Annotated in this window: 20 protein-coding genes; 15 read left to right on the forward strand and 5 right to left on the reverse strand. The window is 71.9% G+C overall.

Features of this window, described 5'->3' with window-relative positions; translation table 11 throughout:
- Positions 1 to 14: 14 nt before the first annotated feature.
- The gene (gene ligD, locus AB5J56_RS08435) at positions 15 to 1,031 is read right to left on the reverse strand and encodes a non-homologous end-joining DNA ligase (protein WP_369231590.1); all 1,017 of its coding nucleotides are present in this window, start codon (positions 1,029 to 1,031) and stop codon (positions 15 to 17) included.
- Positions 1,032 to 1,106: 75 nt separating this feature from the next.
- Here ligD and AB5J56_RS08440 point away from each other — a divergent pair, with 75 nt between their 5' ends.
- Together AB5J56_RS08440 and AB5J56_RS08445 are read left to right on the forward strand one after the other, a co-directional pair.
- A complete protein-coding gene (locus AB5J56_RS08440) occupies positions 1,107 to 2,177 on the forward strand; it encodes an ATP-dependent DNA ligase (protein ID WP_369231592.1) in 1,071 nt (356 codons plus the stop codon).
- Positions 2,178 to 2,371: 194 nt separating this feature from the next.
- Positions 2,372 to 3,379: a DUF3048 domain-containing protein gene (locus AB5J56_RS08445; RefSeq protein WP_369242441.1), complete on the forward strand. Its 1,008-nt coding sequence runs from the start codon at positions 2,372 to 2,374 to the stop codon at positions 3,377 to 3,379.
- Between the two features lie 25 nt (positions 3,380 to 3,404).
- Here AB5J56_RS08445 and AB5J56_RS08450 read toward each other — a convergent pair whose 3' ends face one another.
- Complete coding sequence (locus tag AB5J56_RS08450; RefSeq protein ID WP_369231594.1) at positions 3,405 to 3,875, reverse strand: MarR family winged helix-turn-helix transcriptional regulator; 471 nt, start codon at positions 3,873 to 3,875, stop codon at positions 3,405 to 3,407.
- Positions 3,876 to 4,124: 249 nt separating this feature from the next.
- Here AB5J56_RS08450 and AB5J56_RS08455 point away from each other — a divergent pair, with 249 nt between their 5' ends.
- The 8 genes from AB5J56_RS08455 (at position 4,125) to AB5J56_RS08490 (ending at position 11,480) form a co-directional block, all read left to right on the forward strand.
- Positions 4,125 to 4,907, forward strand: coding sequence for a CoA transferase subunit A (locus tag AB5J56_RS08455; RefSeq protein ID WP_369231596.1), 783 nt, complete (start codon positions 4,125 to 4,127; stop codon positions 4,905 to 4,907).
- Positions 4,907 to 5,551, forward strand: coding sequence for a CoA transferase subunit B (locus AB5J56_RS08460; protein WP_369231598.1), 645 nt, complete (start codon positions 4,907 to 4,909; stop codon positions 5,549 to 5,551). The genes AB5J56_RS08455 and AB5J56_RS08460 overlap by 1 nt, the downstream gene beginning before the upstream one ends.
- The gene (locus AB5J56_RS08465) at positions 5,548 to 6,750 is read left to right on the forward strand and encodes an acetyl-CoA C-acyltransferase (protein ID WP_369231600.1); all 1,203 of its coding nucleotides are present in this window, start codon (positions 5,548 to 5,550) and stop codon (positions 6,748 to 6,750) included. The genes AB5J56_RS08460 and AB5J56_RS08465 overlap by 4 nt, the downstream gene beginning before the upstream one ends.
- Before the next feature lie 18 nt (positions 6,751 to 6,768).
- Positions 6,769 to 7,542, forward strand: coding sequence for a protocatechuate 3,4-dioxygenase subunit beta (gene pcaH / locus AB5J56_RS08470; RefSeq protein ID WP_369231602.1), 774 nt, complete (start codon positions 6,769 to 6,771; stop codon positions 7,540 to 7,542).
- A 6-nt stretch (positions 7,543 to 7,548) separates the two neighbouring features.
- A complete protein-coding gene (gene pcaG / locus AB5J56_RS08475; protein ID WP_369231604.1) occupies positions 7,549 to 8,154 on the forward strand; it encodes a protocatechuate 3,4-dioxygenase subunit alpha in 606 nt (201 codons plus the stop codon).
- Complete coding sequence (gene pcaB / locus AB5J56_RS08480) at positions 8,151 to 9,491, forward strand: 3-carboxy-cis,cis-muconate cycloisomerase (protein WP_369231606.1); 1,341 nt, start codon at positions 8,151 to 8,153, stop codon at positions 9,489 to 9,491. Before pcaG ends, pcaB begins: the two co-directional genes overlap by 4 nt.
- Positions 9,488 to 10,615, forward strand: a complete 1,128-nt coding sequence (gene pcaD / locus AB5J56_RS08485; protein ID WP_369231608.1) for a 3-oxoadipate enol-lactonase — start codon at positions 9,488 to 9,490, stop codon at positions 10,613 to 10,615. The genes pcaB and pcaD overlap by 4 nt, the downstream gene beginning before the upstream one ends.
- Positions 10,616 to 10,679: 64 nt before the next feature.
- A complete protein-coding gene (locus tag AB5J56_RS08490; protein WP_369231610.1) occupies positions 10,680 to 11,480 on the forward strand; it encodes an SDR family NAD(P)-dependent oxidoreductase in 801 nt (266 codons plus the stop codon).
- Between the two features lie 75 nt (positions 11,481 to 11,555).
- Here AB5J56_RS08490 and AB5J56_RS08495 read toward each other — a convergent pair whose 3' ends face one another.
- The gene (locus tag AB5J56_RS08495) at positions 11,556 to 14,249 is read right to left on the reverse strand and encodes an AAA family ATPase (protein WP_369231611.1); all 2,694 of its coding nucleotides are present in this window, start codon (positions 14,247 to 14,249) and stop codon (positions 11,556 to 11,558) included.
- A 260-nt stretch (positions 14,250 to 14,509) separates the two neighbouring features.
- Between AB5J56_RS08495 and AB5J56_RS08500 the strand changes: the two genes are divergently transcribed.
- The 3 genes from AB5J56_RS08500 to AB5J56_RS08510 all read left to right on the forward strand — a co-directional run bounded on the left by AB5J56_RS08500 (position 14,510) and on the right by AB5J56_RS08510 (position 18,268).
- Positions 14,510 to 15,862: an MFS transporter gene (locus tag AB5J56_RS08500; protein ID WP_369231613.1), complete on the forward strand. Its 1,353-nt coding sequence runs from the start codon at positions 14,510 to 14,512 to the stop codon at positions 15,860 to 15,862.
- A gap of 87 nt (positions 15,863 to 15,949) precedes the next feature.
- Positions 15,950 to 17,104 (forward strand): anhydro-N-acetylmuramic acid kinase, encoded by a 1,155-nt coding sequence (locus AB5J56_RS08505; protein WP_369231615.1) that lies wholly within the window; start codon positions 15,950 to 15,952, stop codon positions 17,102 to 17,104.
- 114 nt (positions 17,105 to 17,218) lie between these two features.
- A complete protein-coding gene (locus AB5J56_RS08510; protein WP_369231617.1) occupies positions 17,219 to 18,268 on the forward strand; it encodes a DUF2510 domain-containing protein in 1,050 nt (349 codons plus the stop codon).
- 163 nt (positions 18,269 to 18,431) lie between these two features.
- Here the strand turns inward: AB5J56_RS08510 and AB5J56_RS08515 are convergent, their stop codons facing one another.
- Entirely contained in the window at positions 18,432 to 19,049 is a 618-nt protein-coding gene (locus AB5J56_RS08515; protein WP_369231619.1) for a TetR/AcrR family transcriptional regulator C-terminal ligand-binding domain-containing protein, read from the reverse strand.
- A gap of 229 nt (positions 19,050 to 19,278) precedes the next feature.
- Between AB5J56_RS08515 and AB5J56_RS08520 the strand changes: the two genes are divergently transcribed.
- Positions 19,279 to 20,160 carry a phosphatase PAP2 family protein gene (locus tag AB5J56_RS08520; RefSeq protein WP_369231621.1) on the forward strand — a complete coding sequence of 294 codons (882 nt, stop codon included), beginning with the start codon at positions 19,279 to 19,281 and terminating at the stop codon, positions 20,158 to 20,160.
- Entirely contained in the window at positions 20,157 to 21,191 is a 1,035-nt protein-coding gene (locus tag AB5J56_RS08525; protein ID WP_369231623.1) for a hypothetical protein, read from the forward strand. The genes AB5J56_RS08520 and AB5J56_RS08525 overlap by 4 nt, the downstream gene beginning before the upstream one ends.
- 76 nt (positions 21,192 to 21,267) lie before the next feature.
- On the opposite strand, the gene AB5J56_RS08530 is transcribed toward AB5J56_RS08525, so the two are convergent.
- Entirely contained in the window at positions 21,268 to 22,098 is an 831-nt protein-coding gene (locus AB5J56_RS08530) for a phospholipid scramblase-related protein (RefSeq protein WP_369231625.1), read from the reverse strand.
- Positions 22,099 to 22,148 lie beyond the last annotated feature (50 nt).

A 22,148-nucleotide genomic window follows, 5' to 3' on the forward strand; every position in this document is an offset into this window, starting at 1 on the left:
GCCGGTCCGCAGGACTACTGGTCCGTGTGCTTGGCCCGGCTCGGCTGCACCCGCTTCGGCTCGCCCGGCATCTTCGGGTACTCGGGCGGGTACGGCAGGTCGCCCAGGCCGTGGTCGTGCTCGTCCCGGCTGGCGAGTTCGAGCAGGGCCTCCAGGGAGAAGGCGTGGTCGTCCATGTCGGCGTGCACGTCGCCCAGTTCGGCGAAGCGCGCGGGCATGGTCGCCAGGTCGAAGTCCCGGGGCCGGGCGTCCTCCACCTCGTCCCAGCGCAGGGGTGCCGAGACGGGGGCGTGCGGCCGGGGGCGTACGGAGTAGGCGGAGGCGATGGTGCGGTCGCGGGCGGTCTGGTTGTAGTCGACGAAGATCTTCTCGCCGCGTTCCTCCTTCCACCAGTGCGTGGTCACCTGATCGGGCATCCGGCGCTCCAGCTCGCGCCCGACGGCGATCGCGGCCCGGCGTACCTGGGTGAAGGTCCAGCGCGGCTCGATCGGCACGAAGACGTGCAGGCCGCGCCCGCCGGACGTCTTGGGCCAGCCGCGCAGACCGCCGTACTCGTGCAGGACTTCGCGCAGTTCGTGGGCGGCGCGCACGGCGTCGGCGTAGTCCGTGCCGGGCTGCGGGTCGAGGTCGATGCGGAGTTCGTCGGGGCTGTCGACGTCGTCGCGGCGCACGGGCCAGGGGTGGAAGGTGAGCGTGCCGAACTGGGCGGCCCACAGGACGGCGGCCGGCTCGGTGGGGCACATCTCGTCGGCGCTGCGGCCGCTGGGGAAGGTGATGTGCGCGGTCGGGATCCAGTCGGGCATGTTCTTCGGCGCCCGCTTCTGGAAGAAGGACTCGCCCGCCACGCCGTCCGGGTAGCGCTCCAGGGTGGTCGGGCGGTTGCGCAGCGCGCGCAGGATGCCGTCGCCGACCGCCAGGTAGTACTGGGCGAGGTCCAGCTTCGTGAAGCCGCGCTCCGGGAAGAAGATCTTGCCCGGACTGGACAGCCGTACCGTCCTCCCGGCTGCCTCCAGTTCCACCGCATCACCCATGCGAGCCACGGTAGGCGTATCCCCCATACATCGCATACCGGGCGAAACATCAGGGGACGCCGCAGAATCAGGAGCATGGATCTGCCGGTGATGCCGCCCGTGAAGCCGATGCTCGCCAAGTCCGTGGCGAAGATCCCGCCGGACATGCAGTACGAGGCGAAGTGGGACGGGTTCCGGGCGATCGTGTTCCGCGACGGCGACGAAGTCGAGCTCGGCAGCCGTACTGGGAAGACGCTGACCAGGTATTTCCCCGAGCTCGTGGCCGCGCTGAAGGAGCGGCTGCCGGGGCGCTGCGTGATGGACGGCGAGATCGTGATCGCCCGGGAGGGGCGGCTCGACTTCGACGCGCTCACGGAGCGCATCCACCCGGCGGACTCACGGGTGCGGATGCTGGCCGAGAGGACCCCTGCCTCGTTCGTCGCCTTCGACCTGCTGGCGCTGGCCGACGAGTCGCTCCTCGACGTCCCGCTGGCCGACCGGCGCGCCCTTCTGGTGATGGCCCTGTCCGGAGTGACGGCGCCGGTCCACGTGGCGCCCGCGACGACGGACCGCGAGGTGGCACAGCAGTGGTTCGAGCAGTACGAGGGGGCGGGCCTGGACGGGGTGGTCGCCAAGCCGCTCACCCTGCGCTACCGCCAGGACGAGCGGGCCATGTTCAAGATCAAGCACGAGCGCACGGCGGATGCCGTCGTCGCCGGATACCGCCTCCACAAGAGCGGGCCCGTCGTCGGTTCTCTCCTGCTCGGCCTGTACGACGACGCAGGCACCCTGCAGCATGTGGGCGTGAGCGCCGCGTTCTCGATGGCGCGGCGTGCGGAGCTGGTGGAGGAGCTGGAGCCGCTGCGGCTGGAGGACGTCGAGCAGCATCCCTGGGCGGCCTGGTCGGACGAGGCGGCGCACGAGAGCGCACGACTGCCGGGCGCGCCCAGCCGGTGGTCCACGAAGAAGGACTTCTCCTGGGTGCCGCTGCGGCCGGAGCTGGTGGCCGAGGTGGCGTACGACCACATGGAGAACGGCGTCCGCTTCCGCCACACGGCCCGCTTCCGCCGCTGGCGCCCCGACCGCACGGCCGAGAGCTGCACCTACAGCCAGCTGGAGGAGCCGGTGGGATACGACCTCGCGGAGGTCTTCGGCCCGCAGGAATGACCACCCCGGGCCCGTCGGCCCCCTCGGCCCCGAGCCCCTCCCTGTCCCCACCCCGCCCGCGGCCCACCCCTGCCGCGTGGCCGTGCTGCGCCGATCGGCCTACATAACGCGCACAATCAGAACCGAGCGGGTATGGCCACCAAAGAACGTATAAGCGCACAATGAATGACACGGGACAGGGTGGCACGGTGGCCATGGGACAGGTGGCGCGGATGCGGCGCGGTGCGATGACGGCAGCACTGCTGTCCGCAGCGGTGGTGGGTTCGTTGATCACGGGTTGCACCGTGAGCGGCGGCGGGATCGACGACGGGCGCGGCAAGGGGCAGGACCAGAGCCAGGGGCCGGACCAGAGCCAGGGCGAAGGTCAGCACAACGAGACTGCCACCAGCGGTGGTTCGGTCCTCGCGGTGAAGATCGACAACGTGGGCGCGGCCCGTCCCCAGACGGGTCTGGACGCGGCCGACGTCGTGTACGCGGAACAGGTCGAGGGCGGTCTGAGCCGGCTGATGGCGGTGTTCGCGACCCAGTTGCCGAAGTCCGTCGGACCGGTGCGCAGTGCGCGCGAATCCGATCTGGAGCTGCTGCGCCAGTTCGACGACCCGACGCTCGCCTTCTCCGGGGCGCAGCACAAGCTCCTGCCGATGATCAACAAAGCACCGCTGCACGCACGGCCGGCGGACGACGGGGCCAACGGCTACTACCGGGGCACGGACAAGCCCGCGCCGCACAATCTCTATCTCCACCCCAAGCAGCTGGTGGGGGCCGCGGCGGGCTCCGCGGCCCTGACGACGGGCTTCCACTACGGCGCGGCACCCGCGGGCGGCAGCCCGAAGACCGAGCGCACGGTCCGCTTCCCCTCGGCTCGCTTCACCTTCACCTGGTCGGCGAGCCGGTCGCGCTGGTTGGTGGCGATGGACGGCACGCCGACGGTCCTGACCTCGGGCAAGCAGGTTGCCCCCGCGACCGTGGTGGTGCAGTACGTGAAGGTCCACAAGTCGAAGTTCCACGACTATCTGGGCAACAACACGCCGTACACGGAGACCGTGGGCTCGGGGAAGGCCGAAGTGCTGCGCGACGGACGGGTCTTCGACGTCGACTGGCAGCGGAAGACCGCGACGAGCGGCACCGAGTTCACGACGCCGGACGGCGCGCCGATGAACTTCGCCAAGGGCCAGGTGTGGGTCGTCTTCGCGAAGGCGTGAACCACAGGACCTGAGAGTGCAAGGGTCAGCGCTGGGTGACGAGGGGGTCCGCCGGAGCGGGATTGCGGAGCCCCTCGGCCGCGTCGGAGACACGCTGGATGAGATCGAAGAAGACGGTCTGCTCCTCGGCGGAAAGGGGGGCCAGGAAGACCTGGTTCATCCGGGCCGTGCGCACGGTGAGCTTGCGGTGCGTGCGCGTCCCCTCGTCCGTCAGGCGCAGCAGGAAGCGGCGGCCGTCCTGCGGGTCGCGCACCTTGTCCAGCAGCGCGCGACGGCTGAGCCTGCTGATCACCTCGGCGATGGTCGACCGGTCGAGGCCGACCCGCTCCCCCACGGTCCGTTGATCCAGGCCCGGCTCCGCGACGAGCGCGTTCAGGACCGCGAACTGCGGTGAGGTGATCTCCTCCGACACCATCGTGTTCCAGAGCAGATAATGCGCCTGCTGGAGCCGCCGGGCCAGGTGCCCGGGGTGCATGGACAGGTCCACGGCGGCCATGTGCGCTCCTCAGCTCCAGGTACGCGCCGCGCCTCGCCGCGCATCGGAATCATTTTGATTGGTGTACTGAACGATACAAGGATGCACCGCACCCTGTCTCCCCAACCGATTGAAGACTCCCACCTGCATGTTCATCCTGGGTCTTGACTGCCAGGAGATCGGGTGGCAGCGTGTTTGAAATCTCGAATAAATAATCAGTGCCCTGACTAATTGGGGCGCTGGCCGCTCGCCAGAGATGGGGCTTCACGGATGGACAAGGTGGTCGCCACAGCCGTCGAGGCGGTGGCCGATGTGCCGGACGGTGCGACGCTCGCCGTGGGCGGCTTCGGGCTGAGCGGTGTACCGAACGTGCTGATCCAGGCTCTCTACGAGCGTGGGATCTCGGGCCTGGGCGTGGTGTCCAACAACTGCGGGGCGATGGAGTCGGGCCTCGCGGTACTGCTGGCGGCCGGTCGGATCGCGCGGGTGACCGGGTCCTACATCGGGGGGAACAAGGAGTTCGCCCGCCAGTACCTGGCCGGGGAGCTGGAGGTGGAGATGATCCCGCAGGGCACGCTGGCCGAACGCCTGCGCGCGGGCGGGGCCGGGATTCCGGCCTTCTTCACGCCGGCCGGGGTGGGCACGCAGGTCGCCGACGGCGGACTTCCCTGGCGCTACGACGGCTCCGGCGGCGTCGCGCTGGCCTCGCCGCCCAAGGAGGTGCGGGAGTTCGACGGCACCGAGTACGTGCTGGAGCGCGGCATCCGCACCGACTTCGCGCTGGTCCGCGCCTGGAAGGGCGACCGGCACGGCAACCTGGTCTTCAACAAGTCCTCCCGCAACTTCAACCCGCTGGCGGCGATGGCCGGGCGGGTGACGATCGCCGAAGTCGAGGAACTCGTGGAGCCCGGGGAGATCGATCCGGATGCGGTGCATCTGCCGGGGATCTTCGTGCAGCGGGTGGTCGCGCTGACTCCGGAGCAGGCGGCCGCGAAGATGATCGAGAAGCGGACGATCTCGGCGCCCGCGACAGAGGAACAGGTGAGCGGCTGATGACCTGGACGCGGGAAGAGATGGCCGCGCGGGCGGCGCGCGAGCTTCACGACGGGCAGTACGTCAACCTCGGCATCGGTCTGCCGACACTGATCCCCAACTACCTGCCGCCGGGCGTCGAGGTGATCCTGGAGTCGGAGAACGGCATCCTGGGCACCGGCCCCTACCCCACCGAGGAACAGGTCGACCCGGACCTGATCAATGCCGGCAAGGAGACCGTCACCGTCCTGCCGGGCGCCTCCTTCTTCGACTCGGCGCTCTCCTTCGGGATGATCCGAGGCGGCCACATCGATGTCGCCGTCCTTGGTGCCATGCAGGTCTCCGCGGCCGGGGACCTCGCCAACTGGGCGATCCCCGGCAAGCTGATCACCGGGATCGGCGGGGCGATGGACCTGGTGCACGGCGCCCGTACGGTCATCGTCGTCATGACGCACACCGCCAAGGACGGCAGCCCGAAGATCCTCCAGGAGTGCGCGCTGCCACTGACGGGGCAGGCCTGCGTGAACCGGATCATCACCGACCTCGGCGTCCTCGACGTCACGGCGGACGGACTGGTCCTGGTGGAGCGCGCGCCCGGCGTGAGCACCGAGGACATCATCGCCAAGACCGACGCCAAGCTGACTGTCGCGGAGGACCTGAAGTGAAGGACGTCTACATCGTCGACGCCGTGCGCACGCCGATCGGCCGCTACAACGGCGCACTGGCCTCGGTGCGCCCGGACGACCTGGGCGCACACGCGATTCGTGAACTCCTCACCCGTACACCCGCGTTGGACCCGTCCCGGATCGAGGACGTGTACTTCGGCAACGCCAACGGCGCGGGCGAGGAGAACCGCAACGTCGCCCGGATGGCGGGCCTGCTCGCGGGGCTGCCCACCTCCGTGCCGGGCGTGAGCGTCAACCGGCTGTGCGCCTCGGGGCTGGAGGCGGTCATCCAGGCCGCCCGCGCCATCGCCGTCGGGGACGCCTCCATCGCCGTAGCGGGTGGGGTGGAGTCGATGACCCGGGCGCCGTACGTGCTGCCCAAGGCGGAGAGGCCGTTCCCAGCCGGGCACGCCGAGCTGTACTCCACCACGCTGGGCTGGCGGATGGTCAACCCGAAGATGGACCCGCAGTGGACGATCCCGCTGGGAGAGTCGGCGGAACTCATCGCCGACAAGCACAAGATCACGCGTGAGCAGCAGGACGAGTTCGCCCTCGCCAGCCACCAGAAGGCCGCCGCAGCCGCGCAACAAGGCCTCTTCGACGACGAGTTGGCGCCGGTGTCCATCCCGCAGCGCAAGGGCGACCCGCTCGTCCTCACCGCCGACGAGTGCGTACGGCCGGACGCCTCCCTGGAGGCGATGGCCAGGCTCAAGCCGTCCTTCCGCCCCGCCGGGGGAACGGTCACCGCGGGCAACGCCTCCCCGCTCAACGACGGCGCCGCAGCCCTGCTCCTGGTCGACGAGGAGGGACTGAAGGCCACCGGCCGCGAACCGCTCGCCCGGGTCGGCGCGACCGGCGTCTCCGCCATCGACCCGCAGTACTTCGGGCTCGCCCCCGTCCAGGCAGTCAACCGGGCACTGGCCAAGGCGGGCAAGAGATTTGACGACCTGTCAGTGCTGGAGCTGAACGAGGCCTTCGCTGCCCAGGTCCTCGGATGCGTCGCCGAATGGCCCGAGTTCGACCCCACGATCCTCAACCCGCAGGGCGGCGCCATCGCCCTGGGCCATCCGCTCGGCGCATCCGGCGCCCGCCTCGCCGGCACCGTCGCCCACCAACTCGCCCGCCAGGGCAGCGGTATCGGCGTCGCCACCCTCTGCATCGGCGTCGGCCAAGGCCTCGCCCTCGTCCTCGAACGCTAGGAAGCGCCAGGAACCCCCATGACTCTCACGCAAGCGGACATCGACCTGGAGATCGCGGCCCAGCACGCCGCGTACGAGAAGCGCATCGCCGACGGCGCCCCCGTCGAGCACCAGCCGCGCCGCGACTACGCCCCCTACCGCTCCTCCACCCTGCGCCACCCGAAGCAGCCACCGGTCACCATCGACGTCAGCAAGGACCCGGAGCTGGTGGAACTGGCCTCGCCCGCCTTCGGCGAGCGGGACATCACCGAGATCGACAACGACCTCACCCGGCACCACAACGGCGAACCGATCGGTGAACGCATCACCGTCTCCGGCCGGCTGCTGGACCGGGACGGGCGGCCGATCCGGGGCCAGCTCGTCGAGGTCTGGCAGGCCAACTCGGCCGGGCGCTACGCCCACCAGCGCGAGCAGCACGACGCCCCGCTGGACCCGAACTTCACGGGCGTCGGCCGCACACTGACCGACGACAGCGGCTTCTACCACTTCACCACCATCCAGCCCGGCCCCTACCCCTGGCGCCAGCACGTCAACGCCTGGCGGCCGGCCCACATCCACTTCTCGCTCTTCGGTTCGGCGTTCACCCAGCGGCTCGTGACGCAGATGTACTTCCCCGCCGACCCGCTGTTCCCCTACGACCCGATCATCCAGTCGGTGACGGACGACGCGGCCCGGCAGCGGCTGATCGCGACGTACGACCACAGCCTGTCGGTGCCGGAGTTCTCGATGGGCTACCACTGGGACATCGTGCTCGACGGGCCGAACGCCACCTGGATCGAAGAAGGACGCTGAGCTGCCATGACGAAGATCGACACGAGTCGTCCGGAGACCGTGCTCCCCACCCCGTCGCACACGGTCGGCCCCTTCTACGGCTACGCGCTGCCCTTCCCGGGTGGCGGTGACATCGCGCCGGTCGGCCACCCGGACACCATCACCGTGCAGGGATACGTGTACGACGGCGAGGGCAAGCCGCTGCCGGACGCCTTCGTCGAGCTGTGGGGGCCGGACCCGGACGGCAACCTGCCGACCACGGACGGCTCGATGCGTCGCGACCCGGCGAGCGGCGGCCATCTGGGCCGCAACGGCGTGGAGTTCACCGGCTGGGGCCGCATCCAGACGGATGCCAATGGCCACTGGTACGCACGGACGCTGCGGCCCGGCGCGCGCGGGCACAGCGCCCCTTACCTCAGCGTGTGCGTCTTCGCGCGCGGCCTGCTCGTCCACCTGTTCACCCGGATCTACCTGCCCGGCGACGGGGCGGCGCTCGCCGCCGACCCGCTGCTCGCGCAACTGGACCAGGAGCGGCGCGACACGCTGATCGCGGCCGACGAGGGCCGCGGAACGTACCGTTTCGACATCCGCCTTCAGGGCGAAGGCGAAACGGTCTTCCTGGAGTTCCAGTGACATTCGCTTCTCCTCCGTACGCCGACACCGGCCTCCTCTCCCCGGAGTGGGGACTGTCCGGCGCCGCGCACGAGACCGGCGACCACGCGTATCTGCGGGCGCTGCTCGACGCGGAGGCCGCGCTGACCCGGGCCCAGGCCACGCTGGGGCTCGCCCCGGCCGAGGCCGCGGCGGCGGTGGACGAGGCGGCCGTACCGGCGGGCTTCGGCCTCCGCTCCCTGGCTGCGCGCACGCTCACCGGCGGGAACCCGGTCATTCCCCTGGTCGCCGACCTCACCACGGCGGTCGGTGAGGAGTACGGCCCCTACGTGCATCGAGGCGCGACCAGCCAGGACATCATGGACACGGCGACGATGCTGGTCGCCGCACGCACCCTGGACCTGATCCTCGCCGACCTCGTCCGCACCGAGCGGGCGCTGGCCGGGCTGGCCGCCGAACACCGCGACACCCCGATGCCGGGTCGCACGCTCACCCAGCACGCCGTGCCGACGACCTTCGGGCTGAAGGCGGCCGGGTGGCGCTCGCTGGTCCTGGACGCACGGGATCGCATCACCGGGGTCCGAGGCTCGCTCCCCGCCCAACTCGGCGGCGCTGCCGGGACGTTGGCGGCCTTCCAGGCGTACGGCACTCAGGACACGCGGGCACTGACGGAGACGTACGCCTCCGAACTCGGCCTCGCCGCACCACTGTTGCCCTGGCACACGCTGCGCACGCCCGTCGCCGACCTCGCCGGGGCCCTGGCCTTCACCGCCGGGGCGCTCGGCAAGATCGCCGTGGACGTGCTCACCCTCTCCCGCACCGAGATCGCCGAGGTCGGCGAGGGCAGCGGCGGCGGTTCGTCCGCCATGCCGCACAAGGCGAATCCCGTACGGTCCACCCTGATCGCGGCCGCCGCCCGGCGCGCGCCGCAGCTCGCCGCCACCCTGTACGGGTCGATGGCGGCGGAGGACGAGCGGCCGGCCGGGGCCTGGCACGCCGAGTGGTCCCCGCTGCGCGACCTCCTGCGGCTGACCGGCGGCGCGGCGAGCCACGCCGCCGACCTGACCGAGGGGCTGAGCGTGCACCCGGAGGCCATGCGGGAACACCTCGGTCTCACCCACGGATTGATCGTCTCCGAGCGGCTGTCGGCCGCGCTGGCCCCCGTGCTCGGCCGCGCCCGCGCCAAGGCCCTGCTGACCGACCTCGCCCGGCGGACGTACGCCGAGGGCCGGACGCTGGCCGAACTCCTCGCCGAGGAACCGGACATGAAGGGCATCGACCTCGACGGGCTCACCGACCCCGCTCATTACACCGGCAGCGCCGGTGACCTCACCGATCGTGCTCTGGAGCGACGTTGACCGTGAAACTCCTCAACCACCGTGCCGAGGGACCGACTTCCGCTCCGTCGCTGCTGCTCGGGCCTTCGCTGGGCACCTCGTACGCCTTGTGGGACAAAGTCGCTCCGGAACTGTCCATCACACACCGGGTGGTCCGCTGGGACCTGCCGGGGCACGGTGGCTCCGCAGCCGACCTGATCGGCCCGGGGGCCACCGTCGGTGACCTCGCCGACCTGGTGCTGGCGCTCGCCGACTCCCTCGGCATCGAGCGGTTCGCGTACGCGGGTGTGTCGCTGGGCGGCGCGGTGGGACTGCACCTGGCGCTGCACCACCCGGAGCGGGTCTCGTCACTGGCGGTGATCTGCTCATCGGCCCACTTCAACGGGTCGAAGCCGTGGGAGGAGCGGGCCGCGCTGGTGCGGCGCGAGGGCCTGGCGGGACTGGCCGAGAGCGCGAACGCCCGTTGGTTCACACCCGGCTTCACCGTGCCGGAGCTGGTCGCCGACCAGCGCGACGCGGACCCCGAGGCGTACGCCGCGTGCTGCGACGCGCTGGCCGCGTTCGATCTGCGCGAGCGCCTGCCGGAGATCGCCGTACGGACCCTGCTGATCGCCGGGCGGCAGGATCCGGCGACGCCGCCTGCGCATCTGCGGGAGATCGCGGACGCGGTGCCGGGTGCCGCCCTCGTCGAGCTGCCGGGCGCCTCGCACCTCGCCCCTGCCCAGTGCCCCGAGGCCGTGCTCACCGTGTTGCGGACGCACCTCGACGGCGGGGCCAAGCGCGGCATGGAGGTACGGCGTGAGGTGCTCGGCGACGCGCACGTGGACCGGGCGCAGGCCCGGCAGACGCCGTTCACCGCGCGCTTCCAGGACTTCATCTCGCGCTATGCCTGGGGCGAGATCTGGACCGACCCGACCCTCTCGCGCCGCGAGCGCAGCATGATCACGCTGACGGCGCTGGTCGCGCACGGCCACTACGACGAGCTGGCCATGCATGTGCGGGCGGCGCGGCGCAACGGTCTCACGCCGGAGGAGATCGGCGCGGTGCTGATGCAGACCGCCGTGTACGTCGGGGTGCCGGCGGCGAACGCGGCGTTCGCGACGGCCCAGCGGGTGCTGGCCGAGGAGGACGGCAGCGGAGGGTGACCCTGCCGGTGGTAGCTTCAGCAGCACCACGCGAATCGCTCTGCCGTGTGCCTACGGTGGAGGCATGTCCACCATCCTGATCACCGGTTCCACCTCCGGCCTCGGTCGCCATGTCGCCTTCGAGCTGGTCCGCGCCGGGCACACCGTCCTCGCGCACGGCCGCGACCCGGGCCGCACCGAGCGGCTTGTCGACGAGCTGCGCGCCGAGGGCGACGCCGAGGGATTCGTCGCCGATCTGGCCTCGCTGGCGCAGGTGCGCCGGCTGGGCGAGCACGTCGCCGCTGCCCACCCCGACCTGGACGTGCTGGTCAACAACGCCGGCGTGGGAAGCGGGGCACGCGGCGCGGGCCGCGAGGTGAGCGCCGACGGCCATGAACTGCGCCTGGCGGTGAACTACTTGGCCCCTGTGGCCCTCACCCGCGCCCTGCTGCCCGTCCTGCGCGGGGGCGCCCCCGCCCGCATCGTCAACGTCGGTTCGGCCGGCCAGGAGCCGCTGGACTTCGACGACCCGGAGCTGACCCGCGGCTACAACGGCGTATCGGCGTACTGCCGCAGCAAGTTCGCGCTCGCGGCACACACGTTCACGCTCGCCGGGGAGCTGGCGGACAGCGGCGTCTCGGTGAACGTCCTGCACCCGGCCACTTACATGGACACGACGATGGTCCGCGAGGCGGGAGTCAGCCCGTGGTCGACCGTCGCCGACGGCGCGGCGGGCGTACTGGCGCTGGCCACAAGGGAGTTGGGCACGGGCGGGTACTTCGACGGTACGAGCCCGTCGCGGGCGCACCCCGGCACGTACGACCTCGCCGTGCGGGGGCGCCTGGAGGCCGTCACGGACCAACTCCTCGGGAGCCGAACGAGCTGAAGGAGCTGCAGGAGCCCACGGAGCCGACCTAGCTGAAGGAGCCGAACGGCTCCTGCTGGCTCAAGCGTTGAACGCCTACCGAAGCCCCTGCCCCGTCACCAGCACCTGTTGCGCCTTGACCGCCAGACCGTCGGCCCCGCATGAACGAGCCAGCGCCAGACCCTTGTTGAGGTCGGACACGGACCGGGCGGCGATGCCGTACTCGACGCGGGCGGCGGCGTGTTCGTACTGGCACGGGGAGGCCTCCAGGTAGACGACCGCCTGGCGGGCCAGCTGGATCGCCCGCTGGCCCGTCTCCAGGGCGGCGGCGCAGCGCAGCGCCTCCCCGATGGCCGTGTCGGTGCCGAAACGCTCGGCCTGGCGGCGGGCGTCCTTGGCGAGGGCGGCGGCGCGGGGCGGGTCCTCCTTGGCGAGTGCCCGGGCGAGGTCGACGGCCCAGGGGGCCATCACCGTGTTGTGGTGGCCGCGGGCGCCCGCCGCCTTCTCGGCCGCCTCCAGTTCGTTGATGCCTTCCTTCGTGCGGCCGATGGCGAGCAGCAGCCGGCCGCGTACGGAGCGGGTGTCCGGCAGGACGATCGTGGACGGGTAGGGCGGGGCGAAGCCGTACCGCTCGGCGATCTCCGCGGCCTCGTCGACATGGCCGCGGGCGAGCAGTGTGTCGACGAGCCCGCAGGTCGCGGACCAGTACAGCGGCAGCCCGCGGCCGACGCGCTCGGCCAGCCGCAGTGAGTCGCGCAGGATGGCCTCGGCGTCCTTGAGGCGGCCCTGCCTGCGGTACGCGAGGCCGAGGAACGCGTGTGCGAGGGCGAGGTGGCCGCCGCTCCACCCGGCGGTGGTGTAGGCGCGCAGGGCCTCGCTGAAGAGGCTCTCCGCCCGCTCCAGCCGGTCGGTGTAGGCGTACGAACTGCCCAGCATCATGAGGAGTTCGATGCCCCACTCGGTGTCGGTCCAGCCGAGGCCGGGGGCGAGGCGGCCGTTGACGAGGGCGCGGTCGCAGAGTTCCACGACCTCCTCGGCGCTCTCGCCGCGGGTCATCGCGTCGAAGCCGCGCAGTATGAGCAGGGCGCGTTCGGAGTTGTCGCGGCCGGTGCACGTCCTGACGAGTTCGGCGAGGCTGCGGGAGCGGTCCGGGGAGTGCTCCTCCCCTGCGTGGATGCCCTCCCACATGTAGTGCACGGCCTGCAACCGCATGCGGGCGGAGCCCGGTGCGAGGCGGGCGGCCTCGGCGTCGACCGTGCGCACGGCCTCGTCCAGCTGATCGTTGTGCAGCAGGGCCTGGGAGAGGCGGAAGACGGCGTCGACACGGAGGTCGCCTTCGAGGCCCGGCCGGTCGAGGGCGGCGCGCAGGTGGCCGATCGTCGTGGCGGGCGCGGTCAGGAGGGTTGCGCAGCCCAGTTCGTAGAGCACGCGCGCGTGCACCTCGGGAAGCGGCGGTTCCGCGAGGGCGCGCTCCAGGCAGCGGCGGGCCGCGTCGGGGGCGCCGACCGCGAGGTGTTCACGGGCGGCCTCGCGCATCTGCTCGACGAGTTCCGGGTCGTCGTCCGGGTGCACTTCGAGGAGGTGGCGGGCGGCGGCCGCCGCGCCCCGGCCCGACTCGGTGACCGCCCAGGCGGCCTGGCCGTGCATGGCGGTGCGCAGCGCGTCGGGGATCGAGCGGTAGACGGCGGTGGCGATCAGCGGGTGCACGAACTCCAGGTCGCCGTCGGCCCCGAGGCCGCCCGCGGACTCGGGGGCGGCGGTGAGGATACGGGCCGCGCCGAGCAGTTCGGCGCAACGGACCGCCTCGTCGTGTGGCATCCCGGCGAGCTGGGCGGCGAGGTCGAGGGAGATCTCGGTGCCGAGGATGGCGGCCGCCCAGGCGAACCGGGTGGCGTCGATGCCGAGTCCTTCGAGTCGGGCGACGAGTCCGCGGCCGCGCGCCGAGCGGTTCAGGGCGCGCAGTTCGGCGGCGGACGACTCGGCCGGTTCGAGTTCGCTGTCCTGGACCTTGGCGAGGAGTTCCACCGTCTCGTACGGGTTGCCGCCGGTGACCGCCCACACCTCGCGGCAGAACGGGGCATCCGCGTGCTCCCCGACCGTGGCGCGGGTCAGGCCGGCCGCCGCGTCGGGCGTGAGCGCGCTGAGCGTGGCGACCCGGCGGGTCGCGGCGGCGACCGCCTCGAGGTGCCGGGCGCGCTCGCCGGTGACCTCGCCAGGGCGGCGGGCGACCACGACGAGGACGGGCAGGTCGTCGAGGCGCTCGGCGAACGCGGCGAGCCAGTGCAGGGTCTCCTGGTCGGCCCAGTGCGCGTCGTCGATGACGAGGACGAGCGGCCACTCGCGCTTGGCGAGCCGCCGTACGGCCGCGACCAGGCCGTCGCACACGCCCTGCGGGTCGGCGGTGCGCTCGCCCGGGTCCGTGACGCCGAGTGCGGGGCCCGCGATCTCGTACCAGTCGCCCAGGTACTCGCGTGCCTCCTCGGGCAACAGCGAGAGCAGGGCGGGCTGGAGCAGCTGACGTATGACGTTGAAGGGGACGGACGTGACGGTCTCGCCGCCACGGGCCGACCACACCGTGCAGCCGCCGGCCTCCGCGATCCGGCGGACCTCCGCGAGGAGCGCGGTCTTGCCGATGCCCGCCTCGCCGCTGAACACGAGCAGACTGCCCGATGTCGTGGCGTCCGCGCGCAGGGCCTCCACCGCCCGCTCGACACCGGCGAGTTCCGCGTCTCGCTCCCACAACGAGGCCACGGCGGCCGGTGCGGCCGGTCCGGGCCGTGCCTCCGTCATCCCGCTACCTCCCCAGGTCGCCCAAACGACGTACAGACATCGAGCGTAGCGGGACGGAACCCGATGTGGAGGCCGGTCCGGGCACCTGTTGCCGAGATGGGTGACGTGGGGTGTGCGAGGGCGACGCGGCGACGCGCCCACCAGCCTCCGTGAAGGTGATTGACCGTCAACAGCCGCCGGAATGAAGCTAGCTTTCCGGCATCGCCCCGTCGCGGACCGACGGGTTCCGCTCCTTCGGCTCGACCCCGGGAGGAACCGACATGAGCAGCCCCGCACCTGGTCCGGCCCTGCCCGTCACCCGGCCCGGCCGGTCCCGCAGGGCTCTGGTGGCGGGTTCGGTGGGCAACTTCATCGAGTGGTACGAGTTCGGTGTCTACGGCTACTTCGCGACGGTGATCGCCGCGCGGTTCTTCACCCCGGCGGGCGGCAGCGAGGTCGAGGGCCTGGTGAAGACGTACGCGTCCTTCGCGCTCGCCTTCTTCTTCCGGCCGGTCGGCGCCGCGCTGTTCGGGCGGCTCGCGGACCGGATCGGGCGCCGTCCGGTGCTGATCCTGGTGATCGCCCTGATGACGGGCGCGACGACGCTGATCGGCGCGCTGCCCACGTACGCCGCGGTGGGTGCCCTCGCGCCCTGGCTGCTCACCTTCCTCCGGATGGTCCAAGGCCTGTCCGCGGGCGGGGAGTTCGGGGGCGCGGTCTCGGTGATGACGGAGTTCGCACCGCCGGGGAGGCGCGGGCTGTACGGGTCGTGGCAGTCGTTCACGGTGGCGCTGGGGCTGCTGGGCGGCGCGGGGGTCGCGGCGCTGCTGGCCACCGTGCTCAGTGCGGGGCAGCTGGGCGACTGGGGCTGGCGGCTGCCGTTCCTGCTGACGCTGCCGCTGGGGCTGGGGGCGCTGTGGCTGCGGCTCCGGCTGGACGAGACGCCGGCCTTCGAGGCGGAGGTCTCCGCGGAGGCGGCACTCGAGGGAGCGTCCTTCGACGGGGCCAAGAGCCCTCCCGCGCGCGAGGTCGCCCGGGCCGTCGCGCTCGGGGCCGGGCGCGTCATGGGCTGGGCGGCGGCCGGTTACACCTTCCTCGTCGTGCTGCCGTCGTATCTGCAGAGGACGCTGAACGCGAGCTTCCAACAGGCGTTGACCGCCACAGTGCTGGCCAACCTGGGTTTCGCGGTCACGATCATCCCGGCGGGGCTGCTCAGCGACCGGGTCGGGCGGCGGGCGGTGATGCTGCCGGGGGCGCTGCTGGTGGTGGCCCTCGCGATCCCGCTGCTCAACCTTCTTCAGGACACGGGCGTTTCGCATGGTGTGAAGGGTGCTGCGGTGTTCGGCGCGGGAGCCGTCGTGGGGCTGATGGCGGGGCCGGGTCCCGCGATGCTCGCGGAGATGTTCCCGACCAGCGTGCGCTGCACGGGCCTGGGACTCGCCTACGCCCTGTCCAACGCCGTGTTCTCGGGCTGCGCCGGGCTCATCATCACGGAGACCGTGAAGCGGACGGGGAACGTGGACATCCCCGCGTACTACGCGGCGACGGCGTGCGCGCTGAGCGCGCTCGCTCTCTCCGTGGCTCCGGTGCGCCAAGTGGCGGGCGGGGACGCAGAGTTGAAGGAATGCGCGTGACTGTCCGGCGCCCGGCACTCCAAGCCGGTGACGGCGACGGGCCCGGTGAGCGCGCATATCTCCCGGCAGGAAAGGCAAGTTGACCCCATGCGCGTGATCGGCCTGATGTCCGGAACGTCGTACGACGCCATCGACGCGGCGGCCGCCGACCTCGTCCTCGACGGGGACACCCTGGCACTGCGGCCGCTCGGGCTCGTCAGCGAGGCGTACGACGGTGATCTGCGCGACGCGCTCGCGGCGGCGTTGCCACCGGCGTCCACCACGCTCGCCGAGGTGTGCCGCCTGGACACTCTGATCGGGCGGGCCTTCGCCGCGACCGCCGTCCGGGCAAACCGTGAACTGTGCGACGGGGACGCCGAGTTGATCGCCTCGCACGGGCAGACCGTCTACCACTGGGTCGAGGACTCCCGGGTGCGCGGCACGCTGCAGATCGGGCAGCCCGCGTGGATCGCCGAGGCGACCGGGCTGCCCGTGGTCGCCGACTTCCGCCCGCGTGACATCGCCGCCGGCGGGCAGGGCGCGCCGCTGGTCAGCCTGGTCGACCTGCTGTGGCTGCGCGGGCGGCCGGGAACTCCCGTCGCGCTGAACCTCGGCGGGATCGCCAACCTGACCGCGCCGGACGGCACCGCCTTCGACACCGGGCCCGGGTGCGCGCTCATCGACGCGGCGGCCCAGGGGTTCAGTGGCGGACGCCTGTCGTACGACGTCGACGGCGCCCTGGCCGCCCGGGGCCGGGTCCATCCGCTGCTGCTGGACCGGCTGCTCGACGAGCCGTACTACGCGCGCCCCGCGCCCAAGACGACGGGCAAGGAACTGTTCCACCTCGGTCATCTGCACGAGGCGCTGGCCGGGGTCGGCACGCTGCCCGCCGAGGACGTGATCGCGACGCTCACCGCGCTCACCGCCCGGACGGTCGCCGACGCCGTACGCGGGGCGGGCGCCACGGAGGTGGTCGCCTCCGGCGGCGGCACCCGCAACCCCGTCCTGATGGGGATGCTGGCCGCCGAGTTGCCGGGCGTGGCGTTGCGCGACTCCGGCGAGCTCGGTCTGCCGTCGGCCGCGAAGGAGGCCTACGCCTTCGCCGTCCTCGGTTTCCTCACGCTGCACGGGCTCGCGGGCACCGCACCGGCGAGCACCGGAGCCCGGCATCCGAGCGTGCTCGGCTCCCTGACTCCGGGGCGGGACGGGTTTCGGCTGCCGCCGCCCGCGCCGAAACCGCCGGCGCGCCTGGTGCTGGAGTGACCACCCGTCAGGCCCGGCCAAGCCTCTGCGGCGAGGCGGCCGTGGGAGATCTCCCCGGTCTCCTCCCCAAGCCCTCTCATCCGTCTTTCACCCACACCTCATACGGTGGGCACCATGACGCAGGTGACTCCCCCCGGCTGGTATCCCGATCCCGGGCAGACAAGTGACAGTCCCGCCACCGAGCGCTGGTGGGACGGCAAGGCATGGACGGACCAGACCCGCCCCGTCGGGTCGGCCGCCTCCTGGGGTCCCCCGGCGCACGCGCCGGCCGCCGGACCGTATCCGGACGTCGTCTCCTTCGGCGCGCCCGGCACTCCCGGGGCTCCGGGCACTCCGCGGCGCGGCCTGCGGACCGGTATAGCCGTCGCCGCCGCGATCGCGGTCCTCGCGGGTATCGGCGGTGGCGTGTACGCCCTGACCAAGGACGACGGCAACGGCGGCAGCACCGCCAACTCCCAGGGACCCGGCGGTCAGAACGGCCAGGGCGGCCCGGGCGGCGGCCAGGGCGGCCCGGGCGGCGGGGAGAGCGGCGCTCCCGGCGGCTCGGGCGGCTCGGGTGGACCGGGCGGATCCGGCGGCCAGGCTCCGGCGCCGGGCCAGTCGGGCCAGCCGGGCCAGCCGGGGACCGAGGAGGGCTACGCCACCGACGCCGTCAGCGGCATCAGCATCCCGGTGCCCGACGGCTGGGCGGGCGGCACGACCTCGGCGGGCGCCGGGGTGGCGACCACCGACACCTACCCCTGCCCCGGCGACACCGCCGAGAAGTGCCAGCGCGGCGGGGCGTACTCGGCGAGTGCGAAGACGCAGAAGCTCAAGGCCACCACGGCCGAGGCGGCCGCCAAGGAGGACATCTCCAAGAACGCCACGGAGTCCTACGGCAAGGGGTACGGCAAGATCACCTCGCACCAGGAGCTCGCCTCCGAGGCGGTCACCGTGGCCGGCGAGAAGGGCTACCTGGTCCGCTGGAAGGTCGTCACGAGCAAGGGCGACGACGGCTACGTCGAGTCGCTCGTCTTCCCCTCCCCGGCCGACACCAAGTCGCTCGTCGTCGTCCGCTTCGGCATCGACGTCAGCTCCAAGGCGCCCAAGCAGTCCGTGATCGACGAGATCACCAAGGGCATCAAGGAGGCGTCCGGAGCGGGCGGCAACGGGCAGAACGTGTAGCCCACACCCCTTCGGTCCTGCGGCCCGGAAAGAGTTCGGCCGGGTGGGGCGCCTCTCCGCTCAAGAGGAACCCCACCCGGCCGGGGGGTGCGCGCCGCCCCCGTCCCCACGGTGCGGCGCGAACAGGCCTCCGCCCGGGAATCCGCGGACGGTGACCTGAGTCTCAGGTGAGGCCCAGTGCCGGGATCACGACCGCCTCCACGAACCGTGTGAGATATGCCGCATCCGCGGGCTTTCCCACCAGGACGGGACGCACACGCAGGGCGCCGAACAGCAGCCCGGGGACGTACTCCAGCGCCGGGTGGTCGGCCGCGATCTCGCCCCGGTCGACGCCACGGCGGATCATCACCTGGAGCGCGGCGACTTCGGGCTCCACGATCGCCTCACGCAGCGCCTTCTGCAGTTCCTCGTCCTGGAGCACGGCATGACCGAGCGCCTGGAACAGGCTGGTCGTGTCGTTGCCCGACCATTCGCAGGCCGCCCGGGCCACCTCGCGCAGGTCACCGGCGAGCGAGCCGGTGTCGATGCCCCCGAAGCGCACACACCGGTTGGCGCGCAGCGCGGCGGCCACGAACTGCGGCTTCGTCTTCCACTGCCGGTAGAGCGTGGACTTGCTGCACCGGGTGCTGGCGGCCACGCCCTCCATGGTCAGGGCGTCATAGCCGGACTCGCGGATGTGATCGATCACGGCGTCGTAGAACTCCTTCTCACGCTCGGGCGTGATCTTGGAGCGGCGCGAGTTGGTGACCGTCTCCGGTACCTCCGCTGCCTGCGACGTCATGGCTCGTCTCCTCGCTCGTGTCGTGGTGCTGCCGACGGTGATGGTGCGGTTATTCCCAGTCTACCGAATCGATACGTTGGTGTACCGATACGCCAGTGTACCGGTACGGATTCGTTTCGGTACACTGGCGTATCGATGAGCCTTGGACAGGACCCACCCTGTCGAGTGGACCCTTTCCTGGGCTCACCACGAACCACCCCACGCAAGAACGAAGCAAGGGGGCCGGGGGATGGAATCCCGAACCGAGCCTGCAGAATCCGAGCCGGACGCGTCGATACGGCGGCCGTCGTCGCGGAACACCGCAACGCGGCCGCCGCTGATCCGTGAGCTCTTGCTCGTCGTCGGCCTCTTCGCCGTCTACGAGTTCGGCCGGCGGCTGGGCACCGGCCACACCGGTGAGGCCTTCCACAACGCGGACCGCGTGTGGGACCTGGAGCGCACCCTGCACCTGCCGGGCGAGGGCGCCGTGCAGACCGCACTGCTGCACAGCGACACCCTGGTGCACATCGCGAACACCTACTACGCGACGGTGCACTTCCCGGCCACCGCGGCCTTCCTGGTCTGGCTCTACCTGCGCCGCCCCACGCACTACGTCTGGGCCCGCCGGGTGCTCGCCGTACTCACCGCCGCCGCCCTGGTACTGCACCTCACCTTCCCGCTGGCCCCGCCCCGGCTGCTCGCCGCGGCCGGCCTGGTGGACACCGGGCAGGTCTACGGGCCGACGGTGTACGGCGCGGCGCCGGCGACCGACTCGATGGCGAACCAGTTCGCGGCGATGCCCTCGCTGCACTTCGGCTGGGCCCTGATGGTGGCGATCGGCCTGATCGCCGCGACCCGGTCCCGCTGGCGCTGGCTGTGGCTGCTGCATCCGCTGGTCACCCTGACGGTGATCGTCGGCACCGCGAACCACTACTGGCTCGACGCGATCGTGGCGACCGCCCTGCTCGGCATCGCCCTCGCCGTGATCCTCCCCCGGACTTCGTCCGGGGGGACCCCCATCTCGCTTCGCTCGCCGCACCGCACGGCCACCACGGCGGGGCGCGCGCAGGAACTCGTCGGCGCCGACGACTCCGTACAGGAAGCACCGGAACTCGTGGGAGCGGGACGATGAACGCCACCCTCGCCGCCATCGTCCTGTCGCTGTTCTCGGCCGTCGCGTACGCCGCCGCGGCCGTCGCGCAGGAGCGGCTCGCCTCGCGGAGCACCGGCGCGGGCACGCTGCGGATGCTCACCTCCGGCGCCTGGTGGTGGTCGGTGACGCTCAACGCGTCCGCCGCGCTGCTGCACGTCGCCGCCCTCAAGTACGGAACGCTCACGCTGGTGCAGCCGCTCGGCGCGCTCACCCTCGTGGCCGCGGTGCCGCTCGGGGCGCGGGTGGCCGGGCGCCGGGTCAGCCCGGTCGAGTGGCGCGGTACGGCGCTCACGCTGATCGGCCTGTCCGCGCTGCTCGTCACGGCGTCCGGGCCCGCGCCCGACGACGTGCTGAGCGTGCCGGAGGCGCTGGCCGTCGCCGCCGCGACGGCCGCCGCCATCGGTCTCCTGTCGCGGCCGGGCACCCGCCCGGGGCTGCGGCACGCGACGGCCTCCGGGTTCGCCTCGGGTGTCGCGTCGGCGCTCACGCAGACCGTGACCGTGGCGGTGACGGACCGCACGGGCCCGCTGCTCAGTGTCCAGGTGATCGTGGTGGCGCTGCTCGTCGCGGCGTTCGCGGCGGGCGGGCTGCTGCTCTCGCAGACCGCCTACCGGGGCGGTCTCGGCGCGCCGCTCGCCGTGGTGACGCTGGCCAACCCGATGGCCGCGGTGGTGATCGGCCTCTCGCTGCTCGGCGAGCGGCTCCAGGGCGGTGCGGCGGGTCTGCTGCTGGCCGCCGCCGGCGGGGCCGTGGCGGCGTGGGGCGTGGTGACGCTGTCGCGTTCGGCGCCCGAACCGGCCCTGGCCGACGGGGTCCCGCGCGGACGGATCGTGGCCGGACAGGGCATGACCGAGCCGCTGGTGACCGACCGGCTGGTGACCGAACCCGTCGACGAGGACCACCCGGTGGCCGCGGTCCTCGCGTTGCAGCCCCGGACGGCCCGCTACGAGCCGTCGTTGATGCCCCAGCAGCCGAAGACCTCCAGCCCGGGACACCTCACCCCGCTCTGAGAGCCGTCGACATGACAGCGGCGGGCGGCGCGTGCTCTGTGCACGCGCCGCCCGCCGCTGTCGTGTGTGCCGGCGATCAGCCCAGCCCGCGGGAGTCCTGCTTGAGGGCCGTGTCGACGGTCAGGGCCGTCGCCACGACGAGGCTCAACAGGGGCTCGGGGAGCTGGAAGTGGATCTGCAGGACGTAGTTGTCCGCGGTGGTGAACATGGTCTTCGCCAGACCTTCCCAGGTCTTGGTGATCCGGGCGACCTCGTTGTCCGCGTGGTCGACGATCGCGAAGTTCCAGGCGCGCCAGTTCTCCGCCTTGATCGCCCCGACCTTCTGACCGTCGACGTTCATCGCGAAGTTGATCTTCCCGATCATGTTCTCCTGGACGATCTCGCCCACCGGCGAGCCGTCCGGACGCGACACGACCACCCGCGACTTGAGGAACTTCGCGGGCCGCGTCAGCAGCAGCTGCGGCTGGCCGTACGCGTCACGGATCTCCAGCCGGTGCGTCATGAACTGGTCGAGGCTGGAGACAAAGCGCAGCACCTTCTTCAGCGCGCTCTGCCCGACCTCGGTGACGGTACCGAGCTGGTTGCCGTTCTGATCCATGACCTTGTACTCGTTGGTCACCTCGATCAGTTTGGCCTTCTGGTTCACCACCAGGACCGGCTCGGTGAACAGGGTGCCGCCGCCGGCGGCACCGGCCGCGACCCCCGCCTGCTGATGCACCTGCTGCTGCACGCGCGGGTCGGGACCGGCAGCCTGCTGCGGCACCTGCTGGGCCGCCTGGGCCTGCTGGGCCTGCTGGGCCGGGCTGGTGTGCTCGGTCCACTGGGAACCGTCCCAGTAGCGCAGCGTCTGGGACGCTCCCTGCGGATCCGGGAACCAACCGGCAGGAGTGTTCGAATGCGTGGTCACCGGGGCACACTACCGCGAGCCCATAGGAATACAACCAGGTGTTCGGTATC

This window comes from Streptomyces sp. R21 (genome assembly GCF_041051975.1).
GTDB lineage: Bacteria > Actinomycetota > Actinomycetes > Streptomycetales > Streptomycetaceae > Streptomyces.

Coding starts and splice junctions, on each gene's coding strand:
- ligD (WP_369231590.1), bottom strand. CDS start 1,031: ATGGGTGATGCGGTGGAACTGGAGGCAGCCGGGAGGACGGTACGGCTG.
- AB5J56_RS08440 (WP_369231592.1), top strand. CDS start 1,107: ATGGATCTGCCGGTGATGCCGCCCGTGAAGCCGATGCTCGCCAAGTCC.
- AB5J56_RS08445 (WP_369242441.1), top strand. CDS start 2,372: ATGGGACAGGTGGCGCGGATGCGGCGCGGTGCGATGACGGCAGCACTG.
- AB5J56_RS08450 (WP_369231594.1), bottom strand. CDS start 3,875: ATGGCCGCCGTGGACCTGTCCATGCACCCCGGGCACCTGGCCCGGCGG.
- AB5J56_RS08455 (WP_369231596.1), top strand. CDS start 4,125: ATGGACAAGGTGGTCGCCACAGCCGTCGAGGCGGTGGCCGATGTGCCG.
- AB5J56_RS08460 (WP_369231598.1), top strand. CDS start 4,907: ATGACCTGGACGCGGGAAGAGATGGCCGCGCGGGCGGCGCGCGAGCTT.
- pcaH (WP_369231602.1), top strand. CDS start 6,769: ATGACTCTCACGCAAGCGGACATCGACCTGGAGATCGCGGCCCAGCAC.
- pcaG (WP_369231604.1), top strand. CDS start 7,549: ATGACGAAGATCGACACGAGTCGTCCGGAGACCGTGCTCCCCACCCCG.
- AB5J56_RS08490 (WP_369231610.1), top strand. CDS start 10,680: ATGTCCACCATCCTGATCACCGGTTCCACCTCCGGCCTCGGTCGCCAT.
- AB5J56_RS08495 (WP_369231611.1), bottom strand. CDS start 14,249: ATGACGGAGGCACGGCCCGGACCGGCCGCACCGGCCGCCGTGGCCTCG.
- AB5J56_RS08500 (WP_369231613.1), top strand. CDS start 14,510: ATGAGCAGCCCCGCACCTGGTCCGGCCCTGCCCGTCACCCGGCCCGGC.
- AB5J56_RS08505 (WP_369231615.1), top strand. CDS start 15,950: ATGCGCGTGATCGGCCTGATGTCCGGAACGTCGTACGACGCCATCGAC.
- AB5J56_RS08510 (WP_369231617.1), top strand. CDS start 17,219: ATGACGCAGGTGACTCCCCCCGGCTGGTATCCCGATCCCGGGCAGACA.
- AB5J56_RS08515 (WP_369231619.1), bottom strand. CDS start 19,049: ATGACGTCGCAGGCAGCGGAGGTACCGGAGACGGTCACCAACTCGCGC.
- AB5J56_RS08520 (WP_369231621.1), top strand. CDS start 19,279: ATGGAATCCCGAACCGAGCCTGCAGAATCCGAGCCGGACGCGTCGATA.
- AB5J56_RS08525 (WP_369231623.1), top strand. CDS start 20,157: ATGAACGCCACCCTCGCCGCCATCGTCCTGTCGCTGTTCTCGGCCGTC.